Annotated in this window: 30 protein-coding genes (1 of these 30 running past the window's edge); 23 read left to right on the top strand and 7 right to left on the bottom strand. The window is 55.7% G+C overall.

Annotated features, from left to right (window positions below):
* Positions 1 to 81 precede the first annotated feature (81 nt).
* From E0E17_RS05585 to argD, 4 genes are all read left to right on the top strand, one after another.
* Positions 82 to 255: a YhfG family protein gene (locus E0E17_RS05585; protein WP_130832280.1), complete on the top strand. Its 174-nt coding sequence runs from the start codon at positions 82 to 84 to the stop codon at positions 253 to 255.
* A complete protein-coding gene (locus E0E17_RS05580; protein WP_130832278.1) occupies positions 245 to 838 on the top strand; it encodes a putative adenosine monophosphate-protein transferase Fic in 594 nt (197 codons plus the stop codon). The genes E0E17_RS05585 and E0E17_RS05580 overlap by 11 nt, the downstream gene beginning before the upstream one ends.
* A gap of 41 nt (positions 839 to 879) precedes the next feature.
* Complete coding sequence (locus E0E17_RS05575; RefSeq protein ID WP_130832276.1) at positions 880 to 1,455, top strand: aminodeoxychorismate synthase component II; 576 nt, start codon at positions 880 to 882, stop codon at positions 1,453 to 1,455.
* A gap of 88 nt (positions 1,456 to 1,543) precedes the next feature.
* Complete coding sequence (gene argD, locus E0E17_RS05570; RefSeq protein ID WP_130832274.1) at positions 1,544 to 2,764, top strand: bifunctional acetylornithine/succinyldiaminopimelate transaminase; 1,221 nt, start codon at positions 1,544 to 1,546, stop codon at positions 2,762 to 2,764.
* A 6-nt stretch (positions 2,765 to 2,770) separates the two neighbouring features.
* Here argD and E0E17_RS05565 read toward each other — a convergent pair whose 3' ends face one another.
* Both E0E17_RS05565 and crp read right to left on the bottom strand, forming a co-directional pair.
* Positions 2,771 to 4,843 carry a YccS/YhfK family putative transporter gene (locus E0E17_RS05565; RefSeq protein WP_130832271.1) on the bottom strand — a complete coding sequence of 691 codons (2,073 nt, stop codon included), beginning with the start codon at positions 4,841 to 4,843 and terminating at the stop codon, positions 2,771 to 2,773.
* 61 nt (positions 4,844 to 4,904) lie between these two features.
* Entirely contained in the window at positions 4,905 to 5,537 is a 633-nt protein-coding gene (gene crp / locus E0E17_RS05560) for a cAMP-activated global transcriptional regulator CRP (protein ID WP_103677200.1), read from the bottom strand.
* A gap of 302 nt (positions 5,538 to 5,839) precedes the next feature.
* Between crp and E0E17_RS05555 the strand changes: the two genes are divergently transcribed.
* Complete coding sequence (locus E0E17_RS05555; RefSeq protein WP_130832269.1) at positions 5,840 to 6,244, top strand: OsmC family protein; 405 nt, start codon at positions 5,840 to 5,842, stop codon at positions 6,242 to 6,244.
* Between the two features lie 35 nt (positions 6,245 to 6,279).
* On the opposite strand, the gene E0E17_RS05550 is transcribed toward E0E17_RS05555, so the two are convergent.
* The 3 genes from E0E17_RS05550 to E0E17_RS05540 all read right to left on the bottom strand — a co-directional run bounded on the left by E0E17_RS05550 (position 6,280) and on the right by E0E17_RS05540 (position 8,461).
* A complete protein-coding gene (locus E0E17_RS05550) occupies positions 6,280 to 7,149 on the bottom strand; it encodes a phosphoribulokinase (protein ID WP_130832267.1) in 870 nt (289 codons plus the stop codon).
* A 73-nt stretch (positions 7,150 to 7,222) separates the two neighbouring features.
* Positions 7,223 to 7,441, bottom strand: a complete 219-nt coding sequence (locus tag E0E17_RS05545) for a YheU family protein (RefSeq protein ID WP_130832265.1) — start codon at positions 7,439 to 7,441, stop codon at positions 7,223 to 7,225.
* Positions 7,442 to 7,444: 3 nt separating this feature from the next.
* Complete coding sequence (locus E0E17_RS05540; protein WP_130832262.1) at positions 7,445 to 8,461, bottom strand: hydrolase; 1,017 nt, start codon at positions 8,459 to 8,461, stop codon at positions 7,445 to 7,447.
* Between the two features lie 60 nt (positions 8,462 to 8,521).
* Here E0E17_RS05540 and E0E17_RS05535 point away from each other — a divergent pair, with 60 nt between their 5' ends.
* The 5 genes from E0E17_RS05535 to tauD all read left to right on the top strand — a co-directional run bounded on the left by E0E17_RS05535 (position 8,522) and on the right by tauD (position 12,768).
* Positions 8,522 to 9,124 (top strand): LysE family translocator, encoded by a 603-nt coding sequence (locus tag E0E17_RS05535; RefSeq protein WP_130832258.1) that lies wholly within the window; start codon positions 8,522 to 8,524, stop codon positions 9,122 to 9,124.
* Between the two features lie 224 nt (positions 9,125 to 9,348).
* Entirely contained in the window at positions 9,349 to 10,329 is a 981-nt protein-coding gene (gene tauA, locus E0E17_RS05530) for a taurine ABC transporter substrate-binding protein (RefSeq protein WP_237680762.1), read from the top strand.
* Positions 10,330 to 10,339: 10 nt separating this feature from the next.
* Complete coding sequence (gene tauB, locus E0E17_RS05525) at positions 10,340 to 11,107, top strand: taurine ABC transporter ATP-binding subunit (RefSeq protein ID WP_130832256.1); 768 nt, start codon at positions 10,340 to 10,342, stop codon at positions 11,105 to 11,107.
* Positions 11,104 to 11,928, top strand: coding sequence for a taurine ABC transporter permease TauC (tauC, locus tag E0E17_RS05520; protein WP_130832253.1), 825 nt, complete (start codon positions 11,104 to 11,106; stop codon positions 11,926 to 11,928). The genes tauB and tauC overlap by 4 nt, the downstream gene beginning before the upstream one ends.
* Positions 11,929 to 12,768: a taurine dioxygenase gene (gene tauD, locus E0E17_RS05515; protein ID WP_130832251.1), complete on the top strand. Its 840-nt coding sequence runs from the start codon at positions 11,929 to 11,931 to the stop codon at positions 12,766 to 12,768.
* Between the two features lie 37 nt (positions 12,769 to 12,805).
* Here the strand turns inward: tauD and E0E17_RS05510 are convergent, their stop codons facing one another.
* Positions 12,806 to 14,710: an ABC transporter ATP-binding protein gene (locus E0E17_RS05510; protein WP_130832249.1), complete on the bottom strand. Its 1,905-nt coding sequence runs from the start codon at positions 14,708 to 14,710 to the stop codon at positions 12,806 to 12,808.
* A gap of 114 nt (positions 14,711 to 14,824) precedes the next feature.
* Here E0E17_RS05510 and kefG point away from each other — a divergent pair, with 114 nt between their 5' ends.
* The 4 genes from kefG to slyD all read left to right on the top strand — a co-directional run bounded on the left by kefG (position 14,825) and on the right by slyD (position 18,217).
* Complete coding sequence (gene kefG, locus E0E17_RS05505) at positions 14,825 to 15,376, top strand: glutathione-regulated potassium-efflux system ancillary protein KefG (protein ID WP_130832247.1); 552 nt, start codon at positions 14,825 to 14,827, stop codon at positions 15,374 to 15,376.
* Positions 15,376 to 17,181 (top strand): glutathione-regulated potassium-efflux system protein KefB, encoded by a 1,806-nt coding sequence (gene kefB / locus E0E17_RS05500; protein WP_130832245.1) that lies wholly within the window; start codon positions 15,376 to 15,378, stop codon positions 17,179 to 17,181. Before kefG ends, kefB begins: the two co-directional genes overlap by 1 nt.
* Positions 17,182 to 17,271: 90 nt before the next feature.
* A complete protein-coding gene (locus tag E0E17_RS05495; RefSeq protein WP_130832243.1) occupies positions 17,272 to 17,466 on the top strand; it encodes a YheV family putative zinc ribbon protein in 195 nt (64 codons plus the stop codon).
* A gap of 196 nt (positions 17,467 to 17,662) precedes the next feature.
* Positions 17,663 to 18,217: a peptidylprolyl isomerase gene (slyD, locus tag E0E17_RS05490; protein ID WP_130832241.1), complete on the top strand. Its 555-nt coding sequence runs from the start codon at positions 17,663 to 17,665 to the stop codon at positions 18,215 to 18,217.
* A 117-nt stretch (positions 18,218 to 18,334) separates the two neighbouring features.
* On the opposite strand, the gene E0E17_RS05485 is transcribed toward slyD, so the two are convergent.
* Positions 18,335 to 18,553 carry a SlyX family protein gene (locus tag E0E17_RS05485; protein ID WP_130832239.1) on the bottom strand — a complete coding sequence of 73 codons (219 nt, stop codon included), beginning with the start codon at positions 18,551 to 18,553 and terminating at the stop codon, positions 18,335 to 18,337.
* A 280-nt stretch (positions 18,554 to 18,833) separates the two neighbouring features.
* Here E0E17_RS05485 and fkpA point away from each other — a divergent pair, with 280 nt between their 5' ends.
* The 9 genes from fkpA to E0E17_RS05440 all read left to right on the top strand — a co-directional run.
* Positions 18,834 to 19,649 carry an FKBP-type peptidyl-prolyl cis-trans isomerase gene (gene fkpA, locus E0E17_RS05480; RefSeq protein ID WP_130832237.1) on the top strand — a complete coding sequence of 272 codons (816 nt, stop codon included), beginning with the start codon at positions 18,834 to 18,836 and terminating at the stop codon, positions 19,647 to 19,649.
* Between the two features lie 166 nt (positions 19,650 to 19,815).
* The gene (locus tag E0E17_RS05475) at positions 19,816 to 20,538 is read left to right on the top strand and encodes a helix-turn-helix transcriptional regulator (protein ID WP_130832235.1); all 723 of its coding nucleotides are present in this window, start codon (positions 19,816 to 19,818) and stop codon (positions 20,536 to 20,538) included.
* Complete coding sequence (gene tusD, locus E0E17_RS05470; RefSeq protein WP_130832233.1) at positions 20,538 to 20,924, top strand: sulfurtransferase complex subunit TusD; 387 nt, start codon at positions 20,538 to 20,540, stop codon at positions 20,922 to 20,924. The genes E0E17_RS05475 and tusD overlap by 1 nt, the downstream gene beginning before the upstream one ends.
* On the top strand, positions 20,924 to 21,283 hold the full coding sequence (tusC, locus tag E0E17_RS05465; protein ID WP_130832231.1) for a sulfurtransferase complex subunit TusC: 360 nt from the start codon (positions 20,924 to 20,926) through the stop codon (positions 21,281 to 21,283). The genes tusD and tusC overlap by 1 nt, the downstream gene beginning before the upstream one ends.
* Before the next feature lie 9 nt (positions 21,284 to 21,292).
* Entirely contained in the window at positions 21,293 to 21,580 is a 288-nt protein-coding gene (gene tusB / locus E0E17_RS05460; RefSeq protein WP_130832229.1) for a sulfurtransferase complex subunit TusB, read from the top strand.
* Positions 21,581 to 21,710: 130 nt separating this feature from the next.
* Positions 21,711 to 22,085, top strand: a complete 375-nt coding sequence (gene rpsL / locus E0E17_RS05455) for a 30S ribosomal protein S12 (RefSeq protein ID WP_003852912.1) — start codon at positions 21,711 to 21,713, stop codon at positions 22,083 to 22,085.
* A 96-nt stretch (positions 22,086 to 22,181) separates the two neighbouring features.
* A complete protein-coding gene (rpsG, locus tag E0E17_RS05450) occupies positions 22,182 to 22,652 on the top strand; it encodes a 30S ribosomal protein S7 (RefSeq protein WP_017803037.1) in 471 nt (156 codons plus the stop codon).
* A gap of 93 nt (positions 22,653 to 22,745) precedes the next feature.
* Positions 22,746 to 24,860 carry an elongation factor G gene (gene fusA, locus E0E17_RS05445; RefSeq protein ID WP_130832227.1) on the top strand — a complete coding sequence of 705 codons (2,115 nt, stop codon included), beginning with the start codon at positions 22,746 to 22,748 and terminating at the stop codon, positions 24,858 to 24,860.
* A 69-nt stretch (positions 24,861 to 24,929) separates the two neighbouring features.
* A protein-coding gene (locus tag E0E17_RS05440; protein ID WP_130832225.1) for a GTP-binding protein crosses the window boundary here: on the top strand, positions 24,930 to 25,314 show its 5' portion. Its footprint extends 20 nt past the window's final position; only the first 385 of its 405 coding nucleotides appear in the window; its start codon is at positions 24,930 to 24,932; its stop codon lies beyond the right edge, outside the window.

Here is a 25,314-nt window from a genome sequence, read left to right as displayed (position 1 = left end):
GATGGCGATGTCCGCTTCCGCCTCCGGCAAAGAAAAAGTTTGCTGCTTATACTTAGGGCAAATCATTCAGCAGGAGGCTTCATGACCGGCAAACTGACCGAAAAACAGAAATCCACGCTCTGGCAGCAACGACGCAGCGCCAGCTATCAGGCCAGCTGTCGGCTGGAAGGCCTGATGCTGGCAGAGCCTGTACTCAGTAGCAGCGAACAGGCAGCAGAGCGTCTGGCTTCGCTGAGGAGGCAGTATGGCCGATAATCTCATGCCTTCACGCGATCCCTACCTGTGGCAAAACGATGACGTGCTGAAAAACCTGCTCGACATCCATGATGCCGCGCAGTTGCGTAAAGCGGAACTGGCCTTCAGCAGCGCGCGTGTAGCCACCCTGGAGCTCGGTCCGCGCAATATCGGATTGCCTTACCTCTGCCATATCCACCGCGTGCTGTTTCAGGATGTCTACAGCTGGGCGGGGGAGATCCGTACCATCGATATCTGGCTTGATGAGACGCCATTCTGCCATTTCGAATATATCGAAAACGAAGGCAATGCGCTGATGAGTGCGCTGGAGGAAGAAGATGGACTGGGCAACCTGGCGCCTGAGGCGTTTATTGCCCGTCTGGCGCACTATTATTGCGAAATTAATGTGCTGCATCCGTTTCGTGATGGTAATGGCCGGGCACAGCGTATTTTCTTTGAGCAACTGGCCCTGCATGCTGGCTATCTGCTGGACTGGGATAAGATTGAGCGTGAAAGCTGGCTGGAGGCAAACCGCGCCGGCGTCAAAGGCGATCTGCAGCCGCTTATCGACCTCTTTACGAAAGTGGTAAGCGTCGCCAGTTAAAATGCGTAGAATAGCGGCGGTTTTAACGCTGAGGAGCGATAATGCTGCTGCTGATCGACAACTACGACTCCTTCACCTGGAATCTCTACCAGTATTTTTGCCAGCTGGGGGTCACAGTGCGCGTGGTGCGTAATGATGCCCTCGCGCTGCACGACATGGATGCGCTGCCACTGACCCATCTGGTGATCTCGCCCGGTCCCTGTACACCCGATGAGTCGGGCATTTCGCTGGCGGCGATTGCGCATTTTGCCGGTCGGCTGCCGATTCTCGGCGTCTGCCTCGGCCATCAGGCGATTGCCCAGGCCTGGGGCGCACGCGTGGTACGGGCGCGCCAGGTGATGCATGGCAAGACCTCGGCCATTCAGCACAACGGTAAAGGCGTTTTTCACGGTCTGAATAATCCCTTGACCGTGACGCGCTACCACTCACTGATTGTCGCGCGTGATTCACTGCCGGACTGCTTCGAGGTGACGGCGTGGAGCATGCGTAACGGTGAGCCTGACGAGATTATGGGGTTCCGTCATAAAACCCTGGCGCTGGAAGGGGTGCAGTTCCATCCGGAGAGCATTCTCAGCGAGCAGGGGCTTCAGCTCCTCGACAATTTTCTCCGCCAGTAAAGTTATGTTTGCCTTCCTGTGATTTATTATGCATATTTTGTGATTATTATTTCATAATGGCTCAACAGATAATCAAGCGAGGTTGGCAATGGCAGCGGAAAAACTGGCGGTAACCCGGAACACTTTCGATAACGTTATCCTGCCTGTTTATGCACCTGCGCAGTTTGTGCCGGTTAAAGGTAAAGGCAGTCGTGTCTGGGATCAGCAGGGCAAAGAGTATATCGACTTTTCCGGCGGCATCGCCGTTACCGCGTTAGGCCACTGCCATCCGGCGCTGGTGGAGACGCTGAAAAATCAGGGCGAAACCCTGTGGCACACCAGCAATGTCTTTACCAACGAACCGGCGTTACGCCTCGCCAGTAAGCTGATCAGCGCCACCTTTGCGGATCGGGTGTTCTTTGCCAACTCCGGCGGCGAAGCCAATGAGGCCGCTTTTAAACTGGCGCGTTATTACGCTTCGCAGCGTCACAGCCCCTATAAAAGCAAAATTATCGCCTTCCACAACGCCTTTCACGGTCGTACGCTGTTTACCGTCTCGGTGGGCGGGCAGCCGAAATATTCCGACGGGTTTGGCCCGAAACCGGCAGATATTATTCATGTGCCCTTTAACGACCTCGCGGCGGTGAAGGCGGTGATGGACGATCATACCTGCGCAGTGGTGGTAGAGCCGATCCAGGGGGAGGGGGGCGTGATGCCTGCCACGCAGGAATTTATGCAGGGTCTGCGCGAACTTTGTGACCAGCATCAGGCGCTGCTGGTGCTGGATGAAGTGCAGAGCGGCATGGGACGCAGCGGCAAGCTGTTTGCTTATGAACACTATAGCGTACAGCCCGATATTCTGACCACCGCCAAGGCGCTGGGTGGCGGCTTTCCGGTGAGTGCGATGCTGACCACGGAAGAGATCGCCTCCGTGATGGCACCCGGCGTGCATGGCACCACCTATGGCGGCAACCCGCTGGCCTGCGCCATTGCGGAGACGGCGCTGGATATTATCAATACGCCGGAAGTGCTGAACGGCGTAGAGCAACGGCGTCAGCAGTTTGTGGCTGCGTTGCAGGCGCTGGACAGCAAACTGGATCTCTTCAGCGCCATCCGTGGCAAAGGACTGCTGATTGGTGCGGCGCTGAAGCCGCAACACGCGGGCAAGGCGCGCGAGTTACTGAATGCCGCAGCGGCGGAAGGAGTGATGATCCTGAATGCTGGCACTGATGTGATCCGTCTGGCTCCGTCGCTGGTGATTGAACCCACCGACATTGAAGAGGGGATGGCACGCTTCGCCCGTGCGGCGGAAAACGTGCTGGCCCGTTAACGCATTTTAGCTTTTACGTAAACGCCGCACCAGCCAGCGGCCATGTTGTGGTCGCTGGCGCCAGGCAAGAGAAGAGAGGGTATGCATCACGCTGAGATGCGCCACAATCTGCTTCAGATGCCGCTCCAGGATAGTGATCGGCCCTTCATTCACATTTTCCGGCTCCTCCAGCGCGTTACTGTCTGAAGCGCCATCGTACTCCAGCCGCTGCTGACAACGCTGCAGCGCAATTTCACAGGATTGCAGATAGCGCTGCGCCAGATCCGGCGGGAGCATAGTGTGCTCGCGCGCCAGGATAGTCATGGCGTTAATATGTTCTACGATAAACTGGCTGTGGGTCACCCACAGGCGCATATCTTTCAGGTATTGCGCGTTAAAGGCGGGCTCCTGCATTGCCTGATTCAGCGAGTTATACAGCGCGTTGTGGGCCTGATTTACGCGCACCCGCTGATACGCCAGCTTATCTGCCGCCTGTTCTGGTGACAGCAACATGCGCAGCGCCTCCTGATAGGTTTCCAGCGCGTCGTGCGCATTCTGACGCAGCAGGCCGCTTTGCCATTGCGGCCAGAGCCAGACCATGCCAGCAAAGGCGATCAGACAACCCATTAAAGTATCCATCAGACGTGGCAGCAGAAATTCTTCGCCATTCAGCGACAGCAGCTGCAGCGAATAAACGGCAGTGACAGTAAACCCCACTGTGGCCCAGCCGTAAGACTTACGGATAATCAGATAGCCAATCAGGGTAATTGCCAGCATGATCAGCAAAATAATCGATTCCGGCACGGCAAAGCGCAGCGTCGCGGCGGCGATCACCAGCCCGGCAAAGGTGCCGAGCGCCCGGTGCTGAATCCTGACGCGCGTCGCGTTATAGCCGTTCTGACTCACGAACATAATGGTCATCAGGATCCAGAACGGCTTGGGGATATTGAAAGAGAGCGCCAGTGTGCTGCCCAACATCAGCATCACCGCAAAGCGGGCGGCAGTGCGCAGCGCGGCGGATTTCAGCGACAGGTAACTGCGCAGCGCGGGTAACAGCGGCAGGCGGCGTTGACGATCGGCCATCAGGTCGCGTTGCCAGAGCGGCTTTTGCTCGCGTAACACGCGGGCAATGCGACTGAAGTGATAGAGGCAAAAATTGCCGACCGGATTGTCAGGATGCTGACGGGCGATCTTCTCCAGCGCCCCCAGCTGTTTTTCCATGCTAAAGCGGTGCGGCAGTTGATGATACAGAATGTCGTCCGCCAGCTCGCGCAGGCGCGCTGAAATGGCGGCAGCATTCCAGCGGATGACCGCTTCGGCATGGCTTTGCTCAACCAGCTTCTGCACTTCTTCAGGCTGATGCAGACTGACGGAAATATGTTCCTGCAGATCGAGCGCCATCTGGAAAGCGCGTGTCAGACGCTTGTGGCTGTTGTCGCGGCTGGCAGAGAGCATATGCATCTGCTGATAGCAGGTATTAATCAGATCGACCGCTTTTTGCTGATGTGTCAGCAGTGGTGGCAGCGTTTTCTCCGGATCGGTCAGTCGGGTCAGCAACTGATATTTATCGTCGCAATAATCCGCCAGTTCCCGGTAGAGCAGGCTGAGGGTTTCGCGCATCGGCTGTTCTTTCCATAACCAGAACCAGAACCAGTTAAACAACCCGTACCAGAGTGTACCGCCAATATAGAGCAGCGGCGGCACCCAGACTGGCATGCGTCCTTCCAGGCTGAGGGTGAAGATTGCAGCAATCAGCGAGGCGGGAAGCAGGCGACCATGGAGCGGGCTGATCTCACCGGTGATCCCCAGCAGCAGCGGCATCAACAGCAGAATAAGGGGTAGCGCCATGCCCTCCAGCGACAGCCACTGAATCAGCAGGCTGCTGGTGGCGAACAGGCTGCCGCCAATGATAAGTCGTTTAAAAAAGCGTTTATGCGGGGTATCCAGACCGGCAATGTTGCAACAGGCGGGCACCAGAGAGAAAAGCAGGCCTTTTTGCAGATCGCCCAGCAGCCAGCCGAGCGCCACAGGCAGGCACAGCACCAGCGTTTGCCGCAGGGCATAATTAACTTCGGGATGATAGATGATTCGACGCCACATCAGCTCATCGCAAGCAGAAACGGCGCGATACGACTGCTATCACGCCGTGAGTGAGAAGAAATTAGCGGGTGCCGTAGACGACGATAGTTTTGCCGTGTGCGGAGATCAGGCTTTGATCTTCCAGCATTTTCAGGATACGTCCCACGGTTTCGCGTGAGCAGCCAACAATCTGACCGATTTCCTGACGCGTAATCTTGATCTGCATACCGTCGGGGTGGGTCATGGCGTCAGGCTGTTTTGCCAGGTTCAGCAGCGTCTGGGCGATACGGCCCGTCACATCAAGGAAAGCGAGATTGCCTACTTTTTCTGACGTAACCTGCAGACGACGTGCCATCTGAGCCGAAAGACGCATCAGGATATCCGGATTCACCTGAATCAACTGGCGGAATTTTTTATATGAAATTTCAGCCACTTCGCACGCGGTTTTTGCACGTACCCAGGCGCTGCGCTCCTGACCTTCTTCAAACAGGCCAAGCTCGCCAATAAAATCGCCCTGATTCAGATAAGAGAGGATCATCTCTTTACCCTCTTCATCTTTGATCAGTACCGCAACGGAACCTTTCACGATGTAGTAGAGGGTCTCAGCCTTCTCACCCTGGTGAATCAACGTACTCTTTGATGGATATTTGTGAATATGACAATGGGACAGGAACCATTCGAGTGTAGGGTCTGTTTGCGGTTTGCCGAGAACCATTCTCTGTTATCCTCTGTTGTAATCGTGCCCAAAACACAGGGGGCAGTTTTCCCTGTCAGGCGGTGAAATCTTCAAGCGTTTTTCCATTCAGGAAATTATTTCGGGTACCCGTCGTGAGCTGTGCTCGTGATTTGCCCGCATTCGTCTGTTAACGACGAAAATATTTTCAGCTCTGTTTGTAGCACAGCTTTTTACGACTGTCTCCTGTTGTCTCGCTTCAGCAAAGGCGGAATACGCCCGATTGCTGTTACCTCTCTAAGAGCGTAATCTGATGATAACTCAATGAATCGGGAGTATTTATTATGCAGGCACGTGTTAAATGGGTAGAAGGGCTGACATTTTTGGGAGAATCCTCATCCGGCCATCAGCTGTTAATGGATGGCAACTCCGGGGATAAAGCGCCGAGTCCGATGGAAATGGTGCTGATGGCTGCGGGCGGTTGCAGCGCCATTGACGTGGTTTCGATCCTGCAAAAAGGGCGTAACCACGTCGCCGATTGCGAGGTAAAGCTGACCTCCGAGCGCCGTGAAGAAGCGCCGCGCATTTTTACTCATATTAATCTGCACTTTATCGTCAGCGGAAAAGATCTGAGCGATAAGGCGGTGGCGCGCGCGGTGGACCTTTCCGCTGAAAAATATTGTTCTGTGGCGATTATGCTGGGCAAAGGGGTGGAAATCACCCACAGCTATGAAGTCGTGGCGCAGTAATTTTCCTGCAGGCCGGGCTGCCCGGCCTCGCTGCGTTACCCGATGCGTTTGCCTTCCATCAGCCGCTGCACCAGCGGCGCCATAATCAGCTCCATCGCCAGCCCCATTTTCCCGCCCGGCACCACCAGCGTGTTGATGTGGGAGATAAATGAGCCCTGTAGCATCGCCAGCAGGTAAGGGAAGTCGATCCCTTCCAGACCGCGAAAATGAATCACCACAAAACTCTCATCCAGCGATGGAATGCCGCGCGCGGCAAAGGGGTTTGAGGTGTCCACGGTGGGGACGCGCTGAAAGTTGATATGGGTACGCGAAAACTGCGGCGTAATGTAATTGATGTAATCTTCCATCGAGCGCACTACCGAGTCCATCACCGCTTCGCGCGAATGGCCGCGCTCGCTGGTGTCACGCACCAGTTTCTGGATCCACTCCAGGTTGACGATAGGCACGACCCCTACCAGCAGATCGACCTTCTCCGCCACATTATGCTGTTGCGTCACCACGCCGCCATGCAGGCCTTCATAAAACAGCACATCGGTATTTTCCGGCAGCGGCTGCCAGGGCGTAAAGGTGCCGGGCACCTGATTCCAGGGCACCGCTTCATCATAGGTATGCAGATATTTACGCGACTGACCGTGACCGCTGCGACCATATTCGACAAAGGTCTGCTCCAGCAGACCAAAGTCATTCGCTTCCGGACCAAAATAGCTGATATGGCGTCCTGCATCACGCGCTTTGCGGATCGCCATGTCCATTTCCGGCCGCGTATAACGATGAAAGCTGTCTCCCTCCAGTTCGGCCGCATGCAGGTTTAGCTGTTGAAAGATTTTGCGAAAGGCGAGGCTGGTGGTGGTGGTGCCTGCGCCGCTGGAGCCGGTAACGGCAATAATCGGATGCCTGGCTGACATGATAAAACTCCCTGTTAAGATCGGGCGATGAGCATTGTTAACACGATTGCCGTTTCAGATCATCTGCTGGACATCAGCCGCGAAACTCGCGGCGCGGCATGATATTGACCGATTCATGCAGTTCCGACCAGACGAGCACCACGTCGCCGCGCTCCAGCTGACGGCGCACATCTTCCACCTTTTCCGCCAGGCTACGCTCTTCTTCGCCATAGTCGGTGCCTTCGCGCAGGACAAAGGCCTCTATCAGGTTCGCCAGAGTTTCCGGATCGACTTGTTGCCAGGGAATAATCACAATTTACTTTTCCAGCCAGGGTGAAAGCCAGTGCGGCACGCGCTGCTCCAGCCACATTTGTGGTTTGCGCAGCGTGCCGCCAACAAAGCCAACGTGACCGCCATATGGCGTCAGTTGACAGCTAATGTTAGCAGGTAATCGCGTGGGATCCGGGATCACCGCCTCAGTCATAAAAGGATCGTCTTTCGCCTGGATGATCAGCAGCGGCTTGCGTACGCCGGGCAGCAGCGGCATGGCGCTGGCGCGGCGATAGTAGTCAGTGGCATCGGTGAAGCCATGAGCGCGTGCCGTAATGGCATCATCAAACTCGCGCAGTTTGCGCAGCGCGTTGAGCTCAGGCAGATCCACCGGCAAACTGCCGGGCCAGGCGAGCAGTTTGCGTCTGGCATTTTTCTTCAGCTGCGCCAGCAGATAGCGCTGATAGAGGCGGGAAAAGCCGCTTTCCAGCCGCATACTGCAGGGTTCCAGCAGCAGCGGGGCGGAAATCACCACACCCGCCTCCAGCAGCACCGCTTCTCCCTGCTTGCCCATCAGACAGGCCAGCATATTGCCGCCCAGTGAGACCCCGACCGCCGCTGTCGGCACCTTGCCCCACGTCTCCTGCAGCCAGCGCAGAAAGTAAGCGGCATCTTCCGTTTCGCCGGAGTGATAAATACGCCCGAGACGGTTAGGTACGCCGCTACAGCCGCGAAAATGCATCACCACGCCCAACCAGCCGCGCTGCTGGCAGGCCTGCAGCAAACCATGGGCGTAAGGACTGTAAAAGCTCCCTTCCAGACCATGAAACAGTACCACGCGCGGTTTGTGGCGTGCCTGCTGCGGATCTTCACTCCAGGCGAGATCGACAAAATCGCTGTCGGGCAGATCGAGCCGCTGCCAGTGCGGTTGTAACCTGATATGGCGACGAATCAGACGCGGCAGGACAGTTTGCAGATGTGGATTGCGCATGCCCGGCATCGGCGTAAACGTTTCCAGCGATGCGTGACTAAAATTCATGTCGTAAAGGCTTGTTTGATCCATATCTCACTGTTAGCTTCGTTGGCTGATTGTTTATTCCGGGGTGGGGAGCACCCGTATTACATGGAACTGAGTCTGTTTTTCTCAATGCTGGGCTTTCTCTGGGTCGCGGCCATCACGCCAGGCCCTAATAATATGTTACTCACCGCCTCTGGCGCGAATTTTGGCTTCCTGCGCTCTCTGCCGTTGATGATCGGCATCATGCTGGGAATGCAGCTGATGCTGCTGATGGTGGCCTTTGGCGTTGGCGGACTGATTCTGCTCTATCCCTCTTTACATCTCTTGCTGAAAATTGCGGGTAGCCTCTATCTGCTGTGGCTGGCGTGGAAAATTGCGACCGCAGCTTATGAGGAGCTGGAAACCGGCGCGGGGCCGCAAACGCCGATGCCGTTCTGGCAGGGTGGGCTGCTGCAGCTGATTAATCCGAAAGCCTGGCTGATGGCGCTCGGCGCGGTAGCCAGTTTTAGTCTGGCTGGCGATGCCTATCGCGCTTCGGTGATGGCGATAAGCCTGGGCCTGGTGACAGTTAACCTGGTGTCAGGCGTTATCTGGCTGGGCTTTGGCACCCTGATTGGCCGCCTGCTGCGCAGCCGACGTGCCTGGAAAATCTTCAACCTCGCCATGGGTATTTTAACTGCCGCCTGCGTACTGCTGATCTGGCACTGAGGCCGGATTAACCCCCTCCATGACTCTCCTGCCGGGCGGCACGCCGCCGCCCGCTACCTCTCTTTTGCGTGCATCATCCTGACCAACAAGCATTTGCCTTTTTTGCATGTTTTCATCCGTTTTTTATCTAAGAACTTCTTTTTATTAGGGATAATTTTAAATTCCTTGGTGAAAACCGGTGTGCCGGAGAGACTGCCAGCATCATAAAAATGTTGGGGTGCATCATGGCAATTAAAGGGCGTTTCTCAGTTATCGCTGCGGCGCTGGCGTTGCTGGCCTTTCAGGCCGACGCCGTTAACGTCACCGTGGCTTATCAGACCTCTGCCGAGCCGGCCAAAGTGGCGCAGGCGGATAATACCTTCGCCAGCGAAAGTGGCGCGACGGTGGACTGGCGCAAGTTTGACAGCGGATCGGGCGTGTTACGGGCGCTTGCTTCGGGTGATGTGCAGATTGGCAATATCGGTTCCAGTCCGCTGGCGGTGGCCGCCGCCCAGCAGCTGCCGATCGAAGCTTTTCTGCTGGCGTCACAGCTGGGTAATTCCGAAGCGCTGGTGGTGAAAAAAACCATTCAGTTACCGCAGGATCTGGTAGGCAAGCGCATCGCGGTGCCTTTTATCTCCACCACCCATTACAGCCTGCTCGCCGCGCTCAAACACTGGGGCATTAAAGCGAATCAGGTTCAGCTGGTGAATTTACAACCGCCCGCCATCATCGCCGCCTGGCAGCGCGGTGATATCGACGGCGCCTATGTCTGGGCACCTGCCGTCAACGAACTGGAGAAAGAGGGCAAGGTACTGACTGATTCGTCGCAGGTGGCAAGCTGGGGGGCGCCGACCCTGGATGTCTGGGTGGTGCGCAAAGACTTTGCCCGCCAGCATCCGGAGGTGGTGACCGCTTTTGTGCGCAGCACGCTGGCGGCGCAGCAAGCCTATCTGGACAACCCGCAACAGTGGCTGACGCAGCCCGATAACCTCAGCAAGCTGTCGCGCCTGAGCGGGGTGCCGGAAGCGCAGGTGCCGGGGCTGGTGAAAGGCAATACCTACCTGACTGCGCAGCAGCAGATCGCCCAGTTAGGGCAGCCGGTCAATCAGGCGATTGTCGATACTGCGCGTTTTCTGCAGGAGCAGGGCAAAGTGCCGCAGGCGGCAACAGATTACAGCGACTACGTCACCAGCCGCTTTGTTGAACCCCTGGTGAAACCCTGAGGAGATCGCCATGCTGCGTATTTCACATCTTAACGCCCGTTATGCCGGCCAACCCGCCTTACAGGATATCAACCTGCAGCTGGAGAACGGCGAACTGCTGGTGGTCCTGGGCCCCTCCGGCTGCGGTAAAACCACGCTACTGAATTTGATTGCCGGTTTTTTACCGCACGAGTCAGGCAGTATCACGCTGAATGGCAAAGAGATCAGCGGGCCGGGTGCGGAACGTGGCGTGGTATTCCAGAACGAAGGGCTGCTGCCCTGGCGCAACGTGATCGATAACATCGCTTTTGGCCTGCAGCTGGCCGGTATGGCACGCCCCCAACGCCATGCCATTGCCGCACGCCTGTTGCGGCAGGTGGGGTTGGAAGGGGCGGAAAAGCGCTTTATCTGGCAGCTCTCTGGCGGACAACGTCAGCGTGTCGGCATCGCCCGTGCGCTGGCGACGGATCCGCAACTGCTACTGCTGGATGAGCCCTTTGGCGCGCTGGACGCCTTTACCCGTGAACAGATGCAGACGCTGCTGCTGACGCTGTGGCGCGACAGCGGCAAACAGATTCTGCTGATTACCCACGATATCGAAGAAGCGATTTTTCTCGCCAGCGAGCTGGTGCTGCTCTCGCCGGGACCAGGCCGCGTGATGGAGCGTCTGACGCTCGATTTTGGCCGCCGCTTCGCCGCAGGTGAACCCTGCCGCCAGATCAAGTCTGACCCCGCATTTATCGAGCGTCGTGAATATGTACTGCAACGGGTATTTGAGCAACGGGAGGCTTTCGTATGAGCGCGTTGATAACCGATAAAGTGCAGGTAACGCGACGCGCTCTGCGCTGGCCGCTGTCACCCCGGATAACGCTGAGTCTGTTCAGTTTGCTGCTGCTGTTGCTGGTGTGGTGGAGCGTGACCGCGCTGGGGCTGATTGGCCCGCTGTTTCTGCCGTCACCCCAGCAGGTGCTGCAAAAACTGCTGCTGATCGCCAGTGCGCAGGGCTTTATGGACGCGACGCTCTGGCAACATCTCGGGGCCAGCCTGGCGCGCATGTTAATCGCCCTGGCGGCCGCGGCACTGATTGGTATCCCGGTGGGGATCGCCATGGGGCTAAGCCCGCTGGTGCGTGGTCTGCTCGACCCGCTGATTGAACTTTATCGTCCGGTGCCGCCGCTCGCTTATCTGCCGCTGATGGTGATCTGGTTTGGTATTGGCGAGACCTCGAAAATTCTGCTGATTTATCTGGCTATTTTTGCGCCGGTTACCTTGTCGACACTGGCCGGGGTCAAAAACAGCCGCCAGGTGCGGATTCGTGCGGCACAGGCACTGGGTGCCAGTCGCTGGCAGCTGCTGCGCTGGGTGATCCTGCCCGGCGCGCTGCCGGAGATCCTTACCGGTTTACGCATTGGCCTCGGGGTAGGCTGGTCAACGCTGGTGGCCGCAGAGCTGATCGCCGCCACCCGCGGGCTGGGATTTATGGTGCAGTCCGCAGGGGAATTCCTTGCTACCGATGTGGTGCTGGCGGGCATCGCCGTGATCGCCCTCATCGCCTTTAGTTTAGAACTGGGTTTGCGTGCGTTACAGCGCCGCCTGACGCCCTGGAATGGAGAACAGTAAATGAACGAACGTTTAACAATTACCGCGCTGGGACCCAGGATCGGCGCGCAGGTGGAGCATCTTGACCTGACCCGGCCGCTGAGTGACGGCCAATTTGAACAGCTTTATCACGCGCTGCTGCGCCATCAGGTGCTGTTTCTGCGCGATCAGGCAATTACGCCGCAGCAGCAGCGGGCGCTGGCAGGCCGCTTTGGCGATCTGCATATTCATCCGGTCTATCCCCATGCGGAAGGGGTCGATGAGATTATTGTGCTGGACACCCATCTGGACAATCCGCCCGATAACGATAACTGGCATACCGATGTTACCTTTATCGATACGCCTCCGGCGATTGCCATCCTGACGGCGAAACTGTTGCCGGAAAGCGGCGGCGATACCCTGTGGGCGAGCGGTATTGCGGCCTGGGAAGCGCTCTCCACGCCTTTTCAGAACCTGCTCAGCGAGTTGCAGGCTGAACACGATTTCAAAAAGTCATTCCAGGAGTACAAATATCGTAAAAGCGAAGAAGAGCATCAGCGCTGGCAGCAGGCGGTGGCGAAACACCCGCCGGTACAGCATCCGGTGGTTCGTACCCACCCGGTGAGCGGCAAAAAAGCGTTGTTTGTCAATGAAGGCTTCACCACGCGCATCCTGGGTGTGAGCGAAAAGGAGAGTGAGGCGCTGCTGAGCTTCCTGTTTGCGCATATCACTAAGCCGGAGTTTCAGGTGCGCTGGCGCTGGCGGGAGAATGATGTGGCGATCTGGGACAATCGGGTAACGCAACATTATGCCTGTGCTGACTATTACCCGGCGCGGCGCGTGATGCATCGCGCCACCGTGCTGGGGGATGTGCCTTTTTAATGCGATGCTGCGGCCCGCTGCAACGGGCCGCGTTTGCTCAGGAGGCGAGCATATTTTCCAGCTGCTCCTGGGCATCAAGCCAGGCCATTTCTACCTCTTCCAGCGCCGATTTGCTTTCCGCCTGACGCTGAAGCGCAACGGTCAGATCCGCTTTACGCGCCTGATCGTAAATGGCGCTGTCAGCCAGCAGCGTTTCTGCCTCCTGCAGCTGGGCTTGCCATTTCTCCATCTGCTTTTCCAGCTTTTCGATCTGTTTGCGCAGCGGCTGGGTCTGGGCTCGCAGTTCAGCATCGCGGCGCTTCTGATCTTTACGTGCCTGGGCGCTGTTGCTGTTATCCGCTTTCGGCACGGCATCCTGCTGCGCGGCCTGTTTTTGCAGATCGCTCAGCCACTGCTGATAATCTTCCAGGTCGCCCTCAAAGACATCCACTTTGCCGTCATGCACCAGATAAAGATCGTCAGTGGTGGCACGCAGCAGATGGCGATCGTGCGATACCACCACCAGCGCGCCCTCGAAGTCGATTAACGCTTCGGTAAGCGCCTGGCGCATGTCGAGATCGAGGTGGTTAGTGGGTTCATCAAGCAGCAGCAGGTTAGGACGCTGCCAGACAATCAGCGCCAGCACCAGACGCGCCTTTTCACCACCGGAGAAGCGTGCGGTAGGCTCACTGACTTTATCGCCCTGAAAACCGAAGCCGCCAAGATAGTCGCGCAGCTGCTGCTCCAGCACTTTCGGCGCCAGGCGGGCCAGGTGCTGTAACGGCGACTCGTCAGCGCGCAAAAACTCCAGCTGATGCTGCGCGAAGTAACCGAGTTTGACCCCTTTCGCCAGCCCTACTTCGCCATCCAGCGGCGTCAGTTCGCCCGCCAGCAGCTTGATCAGGGTAGATTTACCGGCGCCGTTTCGACCCAATAGCCCGATTCGTGAACCCGGCACCAGGTTCAGTTTGATAGCATCCAGAATCACACGCTCGCCATAGCCTGCCGTGACCTTCTCCATCTTCAGCAACGGATTAGGCAGGCTTTCCGGCGGGCGGAAGCTAAAGCTGAACGGGTTATCAACATGCGCCGGCGCGATCAGCTCCATGCGTTCCAGCATCTTGATACGGCTTTGTGCCTGTTTCGCTTTGGTGGCTTTGGCGCGAAAACGGTCGATATAACTCTGCAGGTGCGCCACTTTCTCTTGCTGATGTTCGTATAACGCCTGCTGCTGCGCCAGTTTGGCCACGCGCTGGCGCTCAAATGCGCTGTAGTTACCGGTGTATTCAAACATCGTTTGTTGTTCGATATGTAAAATCTTATCCACCACCGGGTCGAGAAAATCACGATCGTGGGAGATCAGAATCAGCGTGCCGGTATAGTTTTTTAACCAGCGCTCCAGCCAGATCACGGCATCGAGATCGAGGTGGTTAGTAGGTTCATCAAGCAACAGTAGGTCGGAACGGCAGATCAGCGCCTGCGCCAGATTGAGACGCATCCGCCAGCCGCCCGAGAAATCACTGACCGGACGCAGCAGCTGTTCCTGGCTGAAGCCGAGTCCGTGCAGCAGGCTGGAAGCACGCGCCTGGATACTCCAGGCCTGAATAGCGTCAAGTTTGCCATGAAGTAATGCAATGGCGTTGCCGTTATTATCGGCATTGGCCTGGGCTAATTCGGATTCAAGCTGACGAAATTCACGGTCGCCATCAATAACATATTCAAGCGCGGCTTTATCCAGCGCAGGCGTTTCCTGATTGACCCACGCCAGCGCCCAGTTGCCGGGAAAGGTAACGCTGCCAGCATCGCTGGTGATTTCGCCCTTTAACAGGGCCAGCAGCGTTGATTTGCCGCAGCCGTTTTTACCCACCAGGCCCACTTTCTGGCCTGGGTTAACCGTGGCCGTCGCGTTGTCCAGCAGAACCCGGGTGCCGCGTCGAATTTGTAAGGAGGAAAAGACAATCATAAGCGCCGTATCGTCAGAGTATGTTAATTTACCGGGAACATAATGAAATGAACGTAAGTTGCGTGGTGCATGGTAGCGGAAATCCTGCCCCGTGACGACGCCCTGGAGGGAACGATGTCGCAGCCACCGAAAATTTTGCTGCTGTACGCCCATCCGGAAGCACAGGATTCGATCGTTAATCGGGTTTTGTTACAGCCGGCTCAACAACTGGAACATGTCACTGTGCATGATCTTTATGCACACTATCCTGACTTCTTTATCGATATCCATTATGAGCAGCAGCTGCTGCGGGAACATCAGGTTGTCGTGTTTCAACACCCTCTTTATACCTGGAGCTGCCCGGCCCTGTTGAAAGAGTGGCTGGACCGCGTGCTGTCGCGCGGCTTTGCCAGCGGCACCGGCGGCAATGCGCTGGAAGGTAAGTACTGGCGCAGCGTCATCACCACCGGCGAGCCCGAAGCGGCTTACCATGGCAATGGCCTGAACCGCTATCCCATGAGCGACATCATGCGCCCCTTTGAACTGACGGCACAGATGTGTCGTATGCACTGGATGACGCCGATGATCATTTACTGGGCGCGTCGCCAGACGCCGGAAACCATGAAGAAATTTGCCCGCGCCTATGGCGACTGGCTGGCAGCGCCGCTGCCCAACGGAGGAGTGTAATGGAAGGACAGACCCTGCTTACCGCAGGTGTGATTTACCTGTTTGCCGCGGTCCTGGTGGTGCCAGTAGCAGCGCGGTTAGGGATTGGCGCTGTTTTGGGGTATTTACTGGCCGGTATCGCTATCGGCCCCTGGGGACTGGGTTTTATCAGCGACGTTGAAGAGATTCTGCACTTCTCTGAGCTTGGCGTCGTGTTTCTGATGTTTATTATCGGGCTGGAACTGAATCCCTCTAAACTCTGGTCGCTGCGGCGTTCGATTTTCGGCGTTGGCGCAGCGCAGGTCTGTTTCTCGGCGGCCATTCTGGGCGGCTTGCTCTGGTTCACCGACTTTGACTGGCAGGCGGCGGTGATTGGCGGTATCGGTCTGGCGATGTCCTCGACCGCGATGGCACTGCAGCTGATGCGCGATAAAGGCATGAACCGCAATGAAGCGGGTCAGCTCGGGTTCTCCGTACTGCTGTTTCAGGATCTGGCTGTGATTCCGGCGCTGGCGTTGGTGCCGCTGCTGGCGGGCAGCGACAGCGGCCATATCGACTGGATGAAAGTTGGGCTTAAGGTACTGGCTTTTACCGGCATGCTGATTGGTGGACGTTATCTGCTGCGGCCGATCTTTCGTTATATCGCCGCCTCCGGCGTACGCGAAGTGTTTACCGCCGCCGCGCTGCTGTTGGTGCTGGGCGCCGCGCTGTTTATGGATGCGCTGGGACTGTCGATGGCGCTGGGTACCTTTATCGCCGGTATTCTGCTGGCGGAAAGTGAATATCGTCATGAACTGGAAGTAGCTATCGAGCCCTTTAAAGGGCTGCTGCTCGGTCTGTTCTTTATTTCGGTGGGCATGGCGCTCAACCTTGGTGTGCTCTACACCCATATTGTCGCCATCCTGATCGGCGTGCTGGTACTGGTGGCGGTAAAAAGTCTGGTGCTCTACCTGCTGGCGCGTATTTACGGCCTGCGCAGCTCGGAACGGCTGCAGTTTGCCTGCGTGCTGAGCCAGGGCGGCGAGTTCGCCTTCGTACTCTTTTCCGCGGCCTCCTCGGCAAACCTGTTTTCCGGCGATCAGCTGCCGCTGCTTTTGGTTACCGTCACGCTGTCGATGATGACCACGCCGCTGCTGATGCAGGGGGTGGACAGCATCCTGGCGCGGCGCTTTAATGAACCGGACGATCAGGCGGAGAAGCCCTTTGTGGATGACGATCAGCCGCAGGTGATCGTGGTCGGATTTGGCCGCTTTGGCCAGGTGATTGGGCGCCTGCTGATGGCCAACAATAAGCGCATTACCGTGCTGGAGCGCGATATCAGCGCCGTTAGCCTGATGCGTAAATATGGCTACAAGGTTTATTATGGCGATGCCACCGAACTGGAACTGCTGCGTGCCGCCGGTGCGTCCAGCGCGCAGTCGATCGTTATCACCTGTAACGATCCGGAAGATTCGATGACGATTGTGCGCCTCTGTCAGCAGCATTTCCCGCAGCTGCAAATTCTGGCGCGGGCGCGCGGACGTGTAGAAGCGCACGAACTGCTGCAGGCGGGCGTTACGCAATTCTCGCGTGAAACCTTCTCCAGCGCGCTGGAGCTGGGGCGTAAGACCCTGATGTCGCTGGGGATGCATCCGCACCAGGCCCAGCGGGCTCAGTTGCATTTCCGCCGTCTCGATATGCGCATGCTACGTGAGCTGATGCCGAATCACACCGACAGCGCGCAGATCTCGCGCGCCCGGGAAGCGCGACGGGAACTGGAGGATATTTTCCAGCGCGAGATGCAGCAGGAGAAGCGGCAGTTTGATGGCTGGGACGATCCGTTATGAATTGTACGGTCCGGGGATCTCCTCCCCCGGACCGGTCTACCCTCGACTAAACTTATTTGTTCAAGCTGAGCCTGAACAGGCGGAAACATAATGCGTAAACGTTTTATTGCCGGTGCGGTCTGCCCGCACTGTCAGGAAAAAGACACGCTGGCGATGTGGCGTGAAAATAATGTGGATGTGGTGGAGTGCGTGAAGTGCGGCCATCAGATGCGTGAGGCTGATAAGCAGGTACGCGATCAGGTTCGCACTCAGGAGCAAGTGATTGGAATTTTTCATCCTGAGTAGCGTAATGGCGCAGCTTTTTTTAAGCTTAAACGTACAGCGGGATAGAATTCCGTTACAATCGGCGCAATTAACGCTGAGGCAATGAAAGATGCATTTGCGATTTTACCCTCAGTCTGGAACCTTTCTGGTTGGTGTTATTGCACGCTAAAATAGACCAATGAGACGGGATCGCAGTTCTCAACGGTTAGGAGATATCATGAAAGTAGCTAAAGACCTGGTGGTTAGCCTGGCCTATCAGGTACGTACAGAAGACGGTGTGTTGGTTGATGAGTCACCGGTGAGTGCACCGTTGGACTATCTGCACGGTCATGGTTCCCTGATTTCTGGTCTGGAAAAAGCGCTGGAAAATCACGTTGTGGGTGACAAGTTTGAGGTTCATATTCCGGCAAACGAAGCCTACGGCCAGTACGATGATAATCTGGTGCAGCGTGTACCTAAAGATGTCTTTATGGGCGTGGATGAATTGCAGGTCGGCATGCGCTTCCTGGCGGAAACCGATCAGGGCCCGGTGCCGGTAGAAATTACCGAAGTGGAAGATGAACACGTTGTGGTTGACGGCAACCATATGCTGGCAGGTCAGAACCTGAACTTCAGCGTTGAAGTGGTTGCGCTGCGCGAAGCAACGCCGGAAGAACTGGCTCATGGCCACGTTCATGGCGAGCATGGTCATCATCATGACCACGATCACGACCACGGTCATGATCATGGTCAGGGCGGTTGTGGCACTGGTGGCTGCGGCTGCAGTCACTAAGCCAGCAGTAAATAAGAAAGGCCACCCGTGCGGTGGCCTTTCTTCTGTCTGACATCGGGTGCGCACAGGGTCACCTGATACGCGCAACTGCTGTCACGCATGCCGTTGGGCGCACGATCAATAATGGGGTGGTGGCGTCTCCTCCGCCTGCGATGCAACCATTGACGGTGCCGCTTCCTTGAGCTTATCTGCCATCAGACGCAGCCGCTCGCGCATCTTACTTACCTCCAGCTCATGCTGGATCACGGTCTGATTCAGCTGATCAATCGTCAACTCCTGAAAAGCCACCTTGCTTTCCAGTGCCTCCAGCCGTTTTTCCCACTCTGATTGTTGCATAGCCCCTCCTCATGTTACGGTGCGACGCCCGTTGGCGTATGTGCGTAGTGTTATGGCCGGTCGCAGGAGAATGATCTGATATTATACGCTGTGTGACCGGCGTGCTTGAAAACGGGCCGAATGACATTATCTCTGATGAAACTTCCTGATGCAAAAAAGGTCGGAGGTTAACCGGGTAATTACATTGTGGGAGTGTTCGCCACGCCCACGTACAGTTATAGTGTGGGGCTTAAGGTCCGCAATAATTCCCGAGGTGAGACGCTTCGGTTTTGGAGAAAGGATGAAATCACTGTTAAAAGTCACATTGTTAGCTACCACTATGGCCGTTGCGCTGCACGCACCGCTTACGCTGGCAGCAGAGGCAACCACTGCACCAGCTGCGCCTCAGGCACCGAAAAACGCGGCCTTCAATAATGAGGATCAGCAGTCTGCTTATGCGCTGGGCGCTTCGCTGGGTCGCTACATGGACAACTCCCTGAAGGAACAGGAAAAACTGGGCATCAAACTGGATAAACAGCAGTTGATCGCTGGTGTGCAGGACGCCTTTGCCGGTAAGAGCAAACTCTCTGATGAAGAAATCGAGCAGACGCTGCAGGCTTTTGAAGGCCGTGTAAAAGGCGCTGCTCAGGCGAAAATGGAGAAGGACGCCAAAGAGAACGCGGAGAAGGGTGACGCATACGCAGCGAAATTCGCCAAAGAGAGCGGCGTGAAGAAAAGCGACAGCGGTCTGCTGTACAAAGTTGAGAAAGAGGGTAGCGGTAACGCACCAAAAGAGAGCGACACTGTGGTCGTAAACTACAAGGGCACGCTGATTGACGGTACGGAGTTCGATAACTCCTATACACGCGGTGAGCCACTCTCTTTCCGTCTGGACGGCGTTATTCCTGGCTGGACGGAAGGCCTGAAGCACGTGAAGAAAGGCGGTAAAATCAAGCTGGTGATCCCACCACAGCTTGCCTACGGCAAAAATGGCGTGCCGGGTATCCCTGCCAACTCTACGCTGGTGTTTGACGTTGAGTTACTGGACATCAAGTCAGCGCCTAAAGCGGACGAGAAGACGCAGGCACCTGCCGCAGCCGACAAAAAAGCGCAGTAAATTTTCAGCCGCCGCGTTCACTGCGGCGGTTTCGTTTTCTCTCTCCTGACAAAGCTCTGGCATAAGCGAACGACATTTGCCAGACTAGCGGCTGTAAAACTATCCAGGTATTGAGTCTGCCCTGCAGCGCTATGACAGGCTCCAGCCATTTAGGGTGATCTCTTCGATGTCTAATCCATTCAATCCCGGTGAACTGACTGACTACGATTTACTCGAGCAGCGTGCGTTTGAACAAACCGATTACGATATTTTGAAATCCTACGAGGCGGTCGTGGATGGGCTGGCGATGCTGATCGGCTCGCACTGTGAAATCGTTCTGCATTCTCTGGAAGATCTGAAATGTTCTGCGGTGCGTATTGCCAACGGCGAGCATACCGGGCGTAAAGTGGGCTCACCCATTACCGATCTGGCGCTGCGTATGCTGCATGATATGCAGGGCGCAGACAGCAACGTGTCGAAGGCTTATTTTACCCGCGCGAAAAGCGGCGTGCTGATGAAGTCAGTGACGATCGCTATTCGTAACCGCCAGCAGCGGGTCATTGGTCTGCTGTGCATCAACATGAACCTTGATGTGCCGTTCTCGCAGATTATGTCGACGTTTATGCCGCCGGAAATGCATCAGGTGGACTCCAGCGTGAACTTCGCCAGTTCGGTCGAAGATCTGGTGACTCAGACGCTGGAATTTACTATTGAAGAGGTGGGCGCTGACCGAAACGTTTCCAATAACGCCAAAAATCGTCAGGTGGTGCTCAATCTGTATGAGAAGGGGATTTTCGATATCAAAGACGCCATTAATCAGGTGGCTGACCGTCTGAATATCTCCAAGCATACGGTTTATCTCTATATCCGCCAGTTTAAGAACGGTGATTTTCAGGGGCAGGAGCGCTGATGCGTTATACCCTGTTGGTGACCGGCGCTCCCTACGGTACGCAGCAGGCCAGCAGCGCGCTGCTGTTTGCGCGTGCATTACTGGCGACGGGGCATCAGCTGGAGAGCGTCTTTTTTTATCGGGAGGGCGTACTGAACGCCAATCAGCTGACCGCGCCCGCCAGTGATGAATTTGATCTGGTGCGCGCATGGCAGGCACTGCAGCAGGAGCAGGGGGTAGCGTTGAATATTTGCGTGGCCGCGGCGCTGCGGCGTGGCGTCACGGATGAGCAGGAAGCCGCAAGGTTACAGCTGGCTGGTAGTAATTTGCAGCCTGGCTTTACCCTCAGCGGACTGGGCGCCCTGGCGGAAGCGGCGCTCAGCTGCGATCGACTGGTACAGTTTTGATGAATCGCGTTGCTTTTGTTTTTACCCGCGCCCCTCATGGCAGCAGCGCCGGACGTGAAGGGCTGGATGCTGCGCTGGCGACAGCCGCGCTCAGCGACACTATCGGGCTGTTTTTTATCGGCGACGGCGTGCTGCAGTTGACCAGTCAGCAACAGCCGGAGCGGATCCTGGCGCGGAATTATATCGCCACCTTTGGCGTACTGCCGCTGTATGACATTGAGCAATGCTATCTTTGCCGCGACTCGCTAAAAGCGCGTGGGCTGGCGGTTGATGCCGCGCGCGTGCTGGATGTTGAACTGCTGGATGCGGATGTGCTGCGCCAGCGGCTGGCTGACTTCGACCGCATTATCACTTTCTGAGAGCGACAGATGTTACATACCCTGATGCAGTCACCCTGGCAATGCGATACGGACACCCTGCTCAGAATGCTGAGTACCGGGGACGATCTGCTGCTGTTGCAGGATGGGGTGCTGGGTGCCCTGACAGACAGCAACATGCTGGAAAAACTGCTGGCGGCACCCGCTACGCTCTGGGTATTACAGGAAGATGTGGAAGCCCGGGGATTATCTGCACAAATTTCATCCAAAGTGCGTCTGGTAGACTATACTGATTTTGTTGACTTAACCGCAAAACATCAGCAGCAAATGGCCTGGTAATTGCGTAAAGCCTGGTTATTTCTTGACACCTTTTTAGCACAGCCCTAAAATTCTGCGTCCTCGTAGTAATACGAGGCGATTTATTACGTGTTTACGAAGCAAAAGCTAAAGCAAAACCAGGAGCTATTTAATGGCAACAGTTAACCAGCTGGTTCGCAAACCACGCGTACGCAAAGTTGCAAAGAGCAACGTGCCTGCGCTGGAAGCCTGCCCGCAAAAACGTGGTGTTTGTACTCGTGTGTACACCACCACTCCGAAAAAACCAAACTCAGCACTGCGTAAAGTTTGCCGTGTGCGTTTGACTAACGGTTTTGAAGTTACCTCCTATATCGGTGGTGAAGGTCATAACCTGCAGGAACACTCCGTGATCCTGATCCGTGGCGGTCGTGTTAAAGACCTGCCAGGTGTGCGTTACCACACCGTTCGTGGCGCGCTGGACTGCTCTGGTGTTAAAGACCGTAAGCAAGCCCGCTCCAAATACGGCGTGAAGAAGCCCAAGGCTTAATGGTTCTCCGTTAAGTAAGGCCAAACGTTTTAACTTAAATGTCAAAATAAACTCGTAGAGTTTTGGACAATCCTGAATTATCAACGGAGTATTTCCATGCCACGTCGTCGCGTCATTGGTCAACGTAAAATCCTGCCGGATCCTAAGTTCGGATCTGAGCTGCTGGCCAAATTTGTAAATATCCTGATGGTAGATGGTAAAAAATCTACTGCTGAAGCAATCGTATATACCGCGCTGGAGACCCTGGCTCAGCGTTCTGGTAAAAATGAACTGGAAGCTTTCGAAGTAGCCCTCGATAACGTGCGTCCGACTGTCGAAGTTAAGTCTCGCCGTGTTGGTGGTTCTACTTATCAGGTGCCAGTTGAAGTCCGTCCGGTCCGTCGTAATGCGCTGGCAATGCGTTGGATCGTAGAAGCTGCTCGTAAACGCGGTGATAAATCTATGGCTCTGCGCCTGGCGAACGAACTTTCTGATGCTGCTGAAAACAAAGGTACAGCAGTGAAGAAACGTGAAGACGTTCACCGTATGGCAGAAGCCAACAAGGCGTTCGCTCACTACCGCTGGTAATAGCCACGTAGTAGTTGTTAAACCAGCGGGCGCTCAAACAGCCAACCCGCTGGGGTCGACTAACTTTGAACGTCCGAGAATCAGAGGAATCAAATGGCTCGTACAACACCCATTACACGTTACCGTAACATCGGTATCAGTGCACACATCGACGCCGGTAAGACCACTACCACTGAGCGTATCCTGTTCTACACCGGCGTTAACCATAAAATCGGTGAAGTTCACGATGGCGCCGCGACCATGGACTGGATGGCTCAGGAGCAGGAACGTGGTATTACCATCACCTCCGCTGCGACAACGGCATTCTGGTCTGGCATGGCCAAACAGTTTGAGCCGCATCGCATCAACATCATCGACACCCCGGGACACGTTGACTTCACCATCGAAGTAGAACGTTCCATGCGTGTGCTTGATGGCGCAGTAATGGTTTACTGTGCAGTAGGTGGCGTTCAGCCTCAGTCTGAAACCGTATGGCGTCAGGCTAACAAATATAAAGTTCCGCGCATCGCGTTCGTTAACAAAATGGACCGCATGGGCGCTAACTTCCTGAAAGTAGTTGGCCAGATCGAATCTCGTCTGGGCGCTACTCCGGTTCCGCTGCAGCTGGCTATCGGCGCAGAAGAGAACTTCACCGGTGTTGTTGACCTGGTGAAAATGAAAGCCATCAACTGGAACGATGCTGACCAGGGCGTGACCTTCGTTTACGAAGACATCCCGGCCAACATGCAGGAACTGGCTGAAGAATGGCGTGGCAAACTGGTCGAAGCTGCTGCTGAAGCCTCTGAAGAGCTGATGGAGAAATTCTTCAGCGGCGAAGAGCTGAGCGAAGAAGAGATCAAAGACGCGCTGCGTCAGCGCGTACTGCGCAACGAAATTATCCTGGTTACCTGTGGTTCTGCATTTAAGAACAAAGGTGTTCAGGCCATGCTGGATGCGGTTGTTGAGTATCTGCCGGCACCGACCGACGTACCTGCTATTAAAGGTATTCTGGACGACGGTAAAGATACCCCAGCTGAGCGTCATGCTGACGATAAAGAACCTTTTGCAGCGCTGGCATTTAAAATCGCCAACGACCCGTTCGTGGGTAACCTGACCTTCTTCCGCGTTTATTCTGGCGTGGTTAACTCAGGTGATACCGTACTGAACTCTGTGAAATCTCAGCGCGAGCGTTTTGGCCGTATCGTTCAGATGCACGCCAACAAACGTGAAGAGATCAGCGAAGTTCGTGCAGGCGACATCGCGGCGGCAATCGGTCTGAAAGATGTGATCACCGGTGATACCCTGTGTGATCCAAACAGCCCGATTATCCTTGAGCGTATGGAATTCCCGGAGCCGGTAATTTCTATCGCCGTTGAGCCGAAAACCAAAGCTGACCAGGAAAAAATGGGTCTGGCGCTGGGTCGTCTGGCGAAAGAAGACCCGTCATTCCGCGTATGGACTGACGAAGAGTCTAACCAGACCATCATCGCTGGTATGGGTGAGCTGCACCTCGACATCATCGTTGACCGTATGAAACGCGAATTCAACGTTGAAGCGAACGTGGGCAAACCTCAGGTTGCTTACCGCGAAGCGATTCGCTCGAAAGTTACCGGCATTGAAGGTAAACACGCCAAGCAGTCTGGTGGTCGTGGTCAGTATGGTCATGTTGTTATCGACATGTACCCGCTGGAGCCGGGCTCAAACCCGAAAGGTTACGAATTTATCAACGATATCAAAGGCGGTGTGATTCCTGGCGAATACATCCCTGCGGTTGATAAAGGTATCCAGGAGCAGCTGAAGTCTGGTCCGCTGGCCGGTTATCCGGTAGTAGACCTGGGTGTTCGTCTGCACTTCGGTTCTTACCATGATGTCGACTCCTCAGAGCTGGCGTTTAAACTGGCCGCTTCTATCGCCTTTAAACAAGGCTTTAAACAAGCGAACCCTGTTCTGCTTGAGCCTATCATGAAGGTTGAGGTAGAAACGCCAGAAGAGAACACCGGTGACGTCATCGGTGACCTGAGCAGACGTCGTGGTATGCTGAAAGGACAGGAGTCCAACGCTACTGGCGTTCAGATTCACGCTGAAGTTCCGCTGTCTGAAATGTTCGGATATGCGACTCAGTTGCGTTCTCTGACCAAAGGTCGTGCTTCTTACTCCATGGAGTTCCTGAAGTATGACGACGCGCCGAACAACGTCGCGCAGGCCGTTATTGAAGCTCGTAGCAAATAAGGCTACGGTTTAAATTTGAACTGATGCCTTCATCCTGCGGGATGAAGGCATAACGTAAGGAATATCGCCATGGCGAAAGAGCAATTTCAACGTAACAAATTACACGTAAACGTGGGCACCATCGGTCACGTTGACCACGGTAAAACCACCCTGACTGCAGCAATCACCACCGTTCTGGCGAAAACCTTCGGCGGCCAGGCTCGTGCATTCGATCAGATCGATAACGCGCCGGAAGAGAAGGCTCGTGGTATCACCATCAACACCTCTCACGTTGAGTATGAAACCCCGACCCGTCACTACGCGCACGTTGACTGCCCGGGCCACGCCGACTACGTGAAAAACATGATCACCGGTGCTGCACAGATGGACGGCGCTATCCTGGTTGTTGCTGCGACTGACGGCCCGATGCCGCAGACCCGTGAGCACATCCTGCTGGGTCGTCAGGTAGGCGTTC

The sequence above is a fragment of the [Erwinia] mediterraneensis genome (assembly GCF_900604315.1).
In the GTDB taxonomy this organism is placed as follows: domain Bacteria; phylum Pseudomonadota; class Gammaproteobacteria; order Enterobacterales; family Enterobacteriaceae; genus Pantoea; species Pantoea mediterraneensis_A.
The sequence above is the reverse complement of the archived record's forward strand: the minus strand, read 5'-3'. Positions and strand labels throughout refer to the sequence as shown.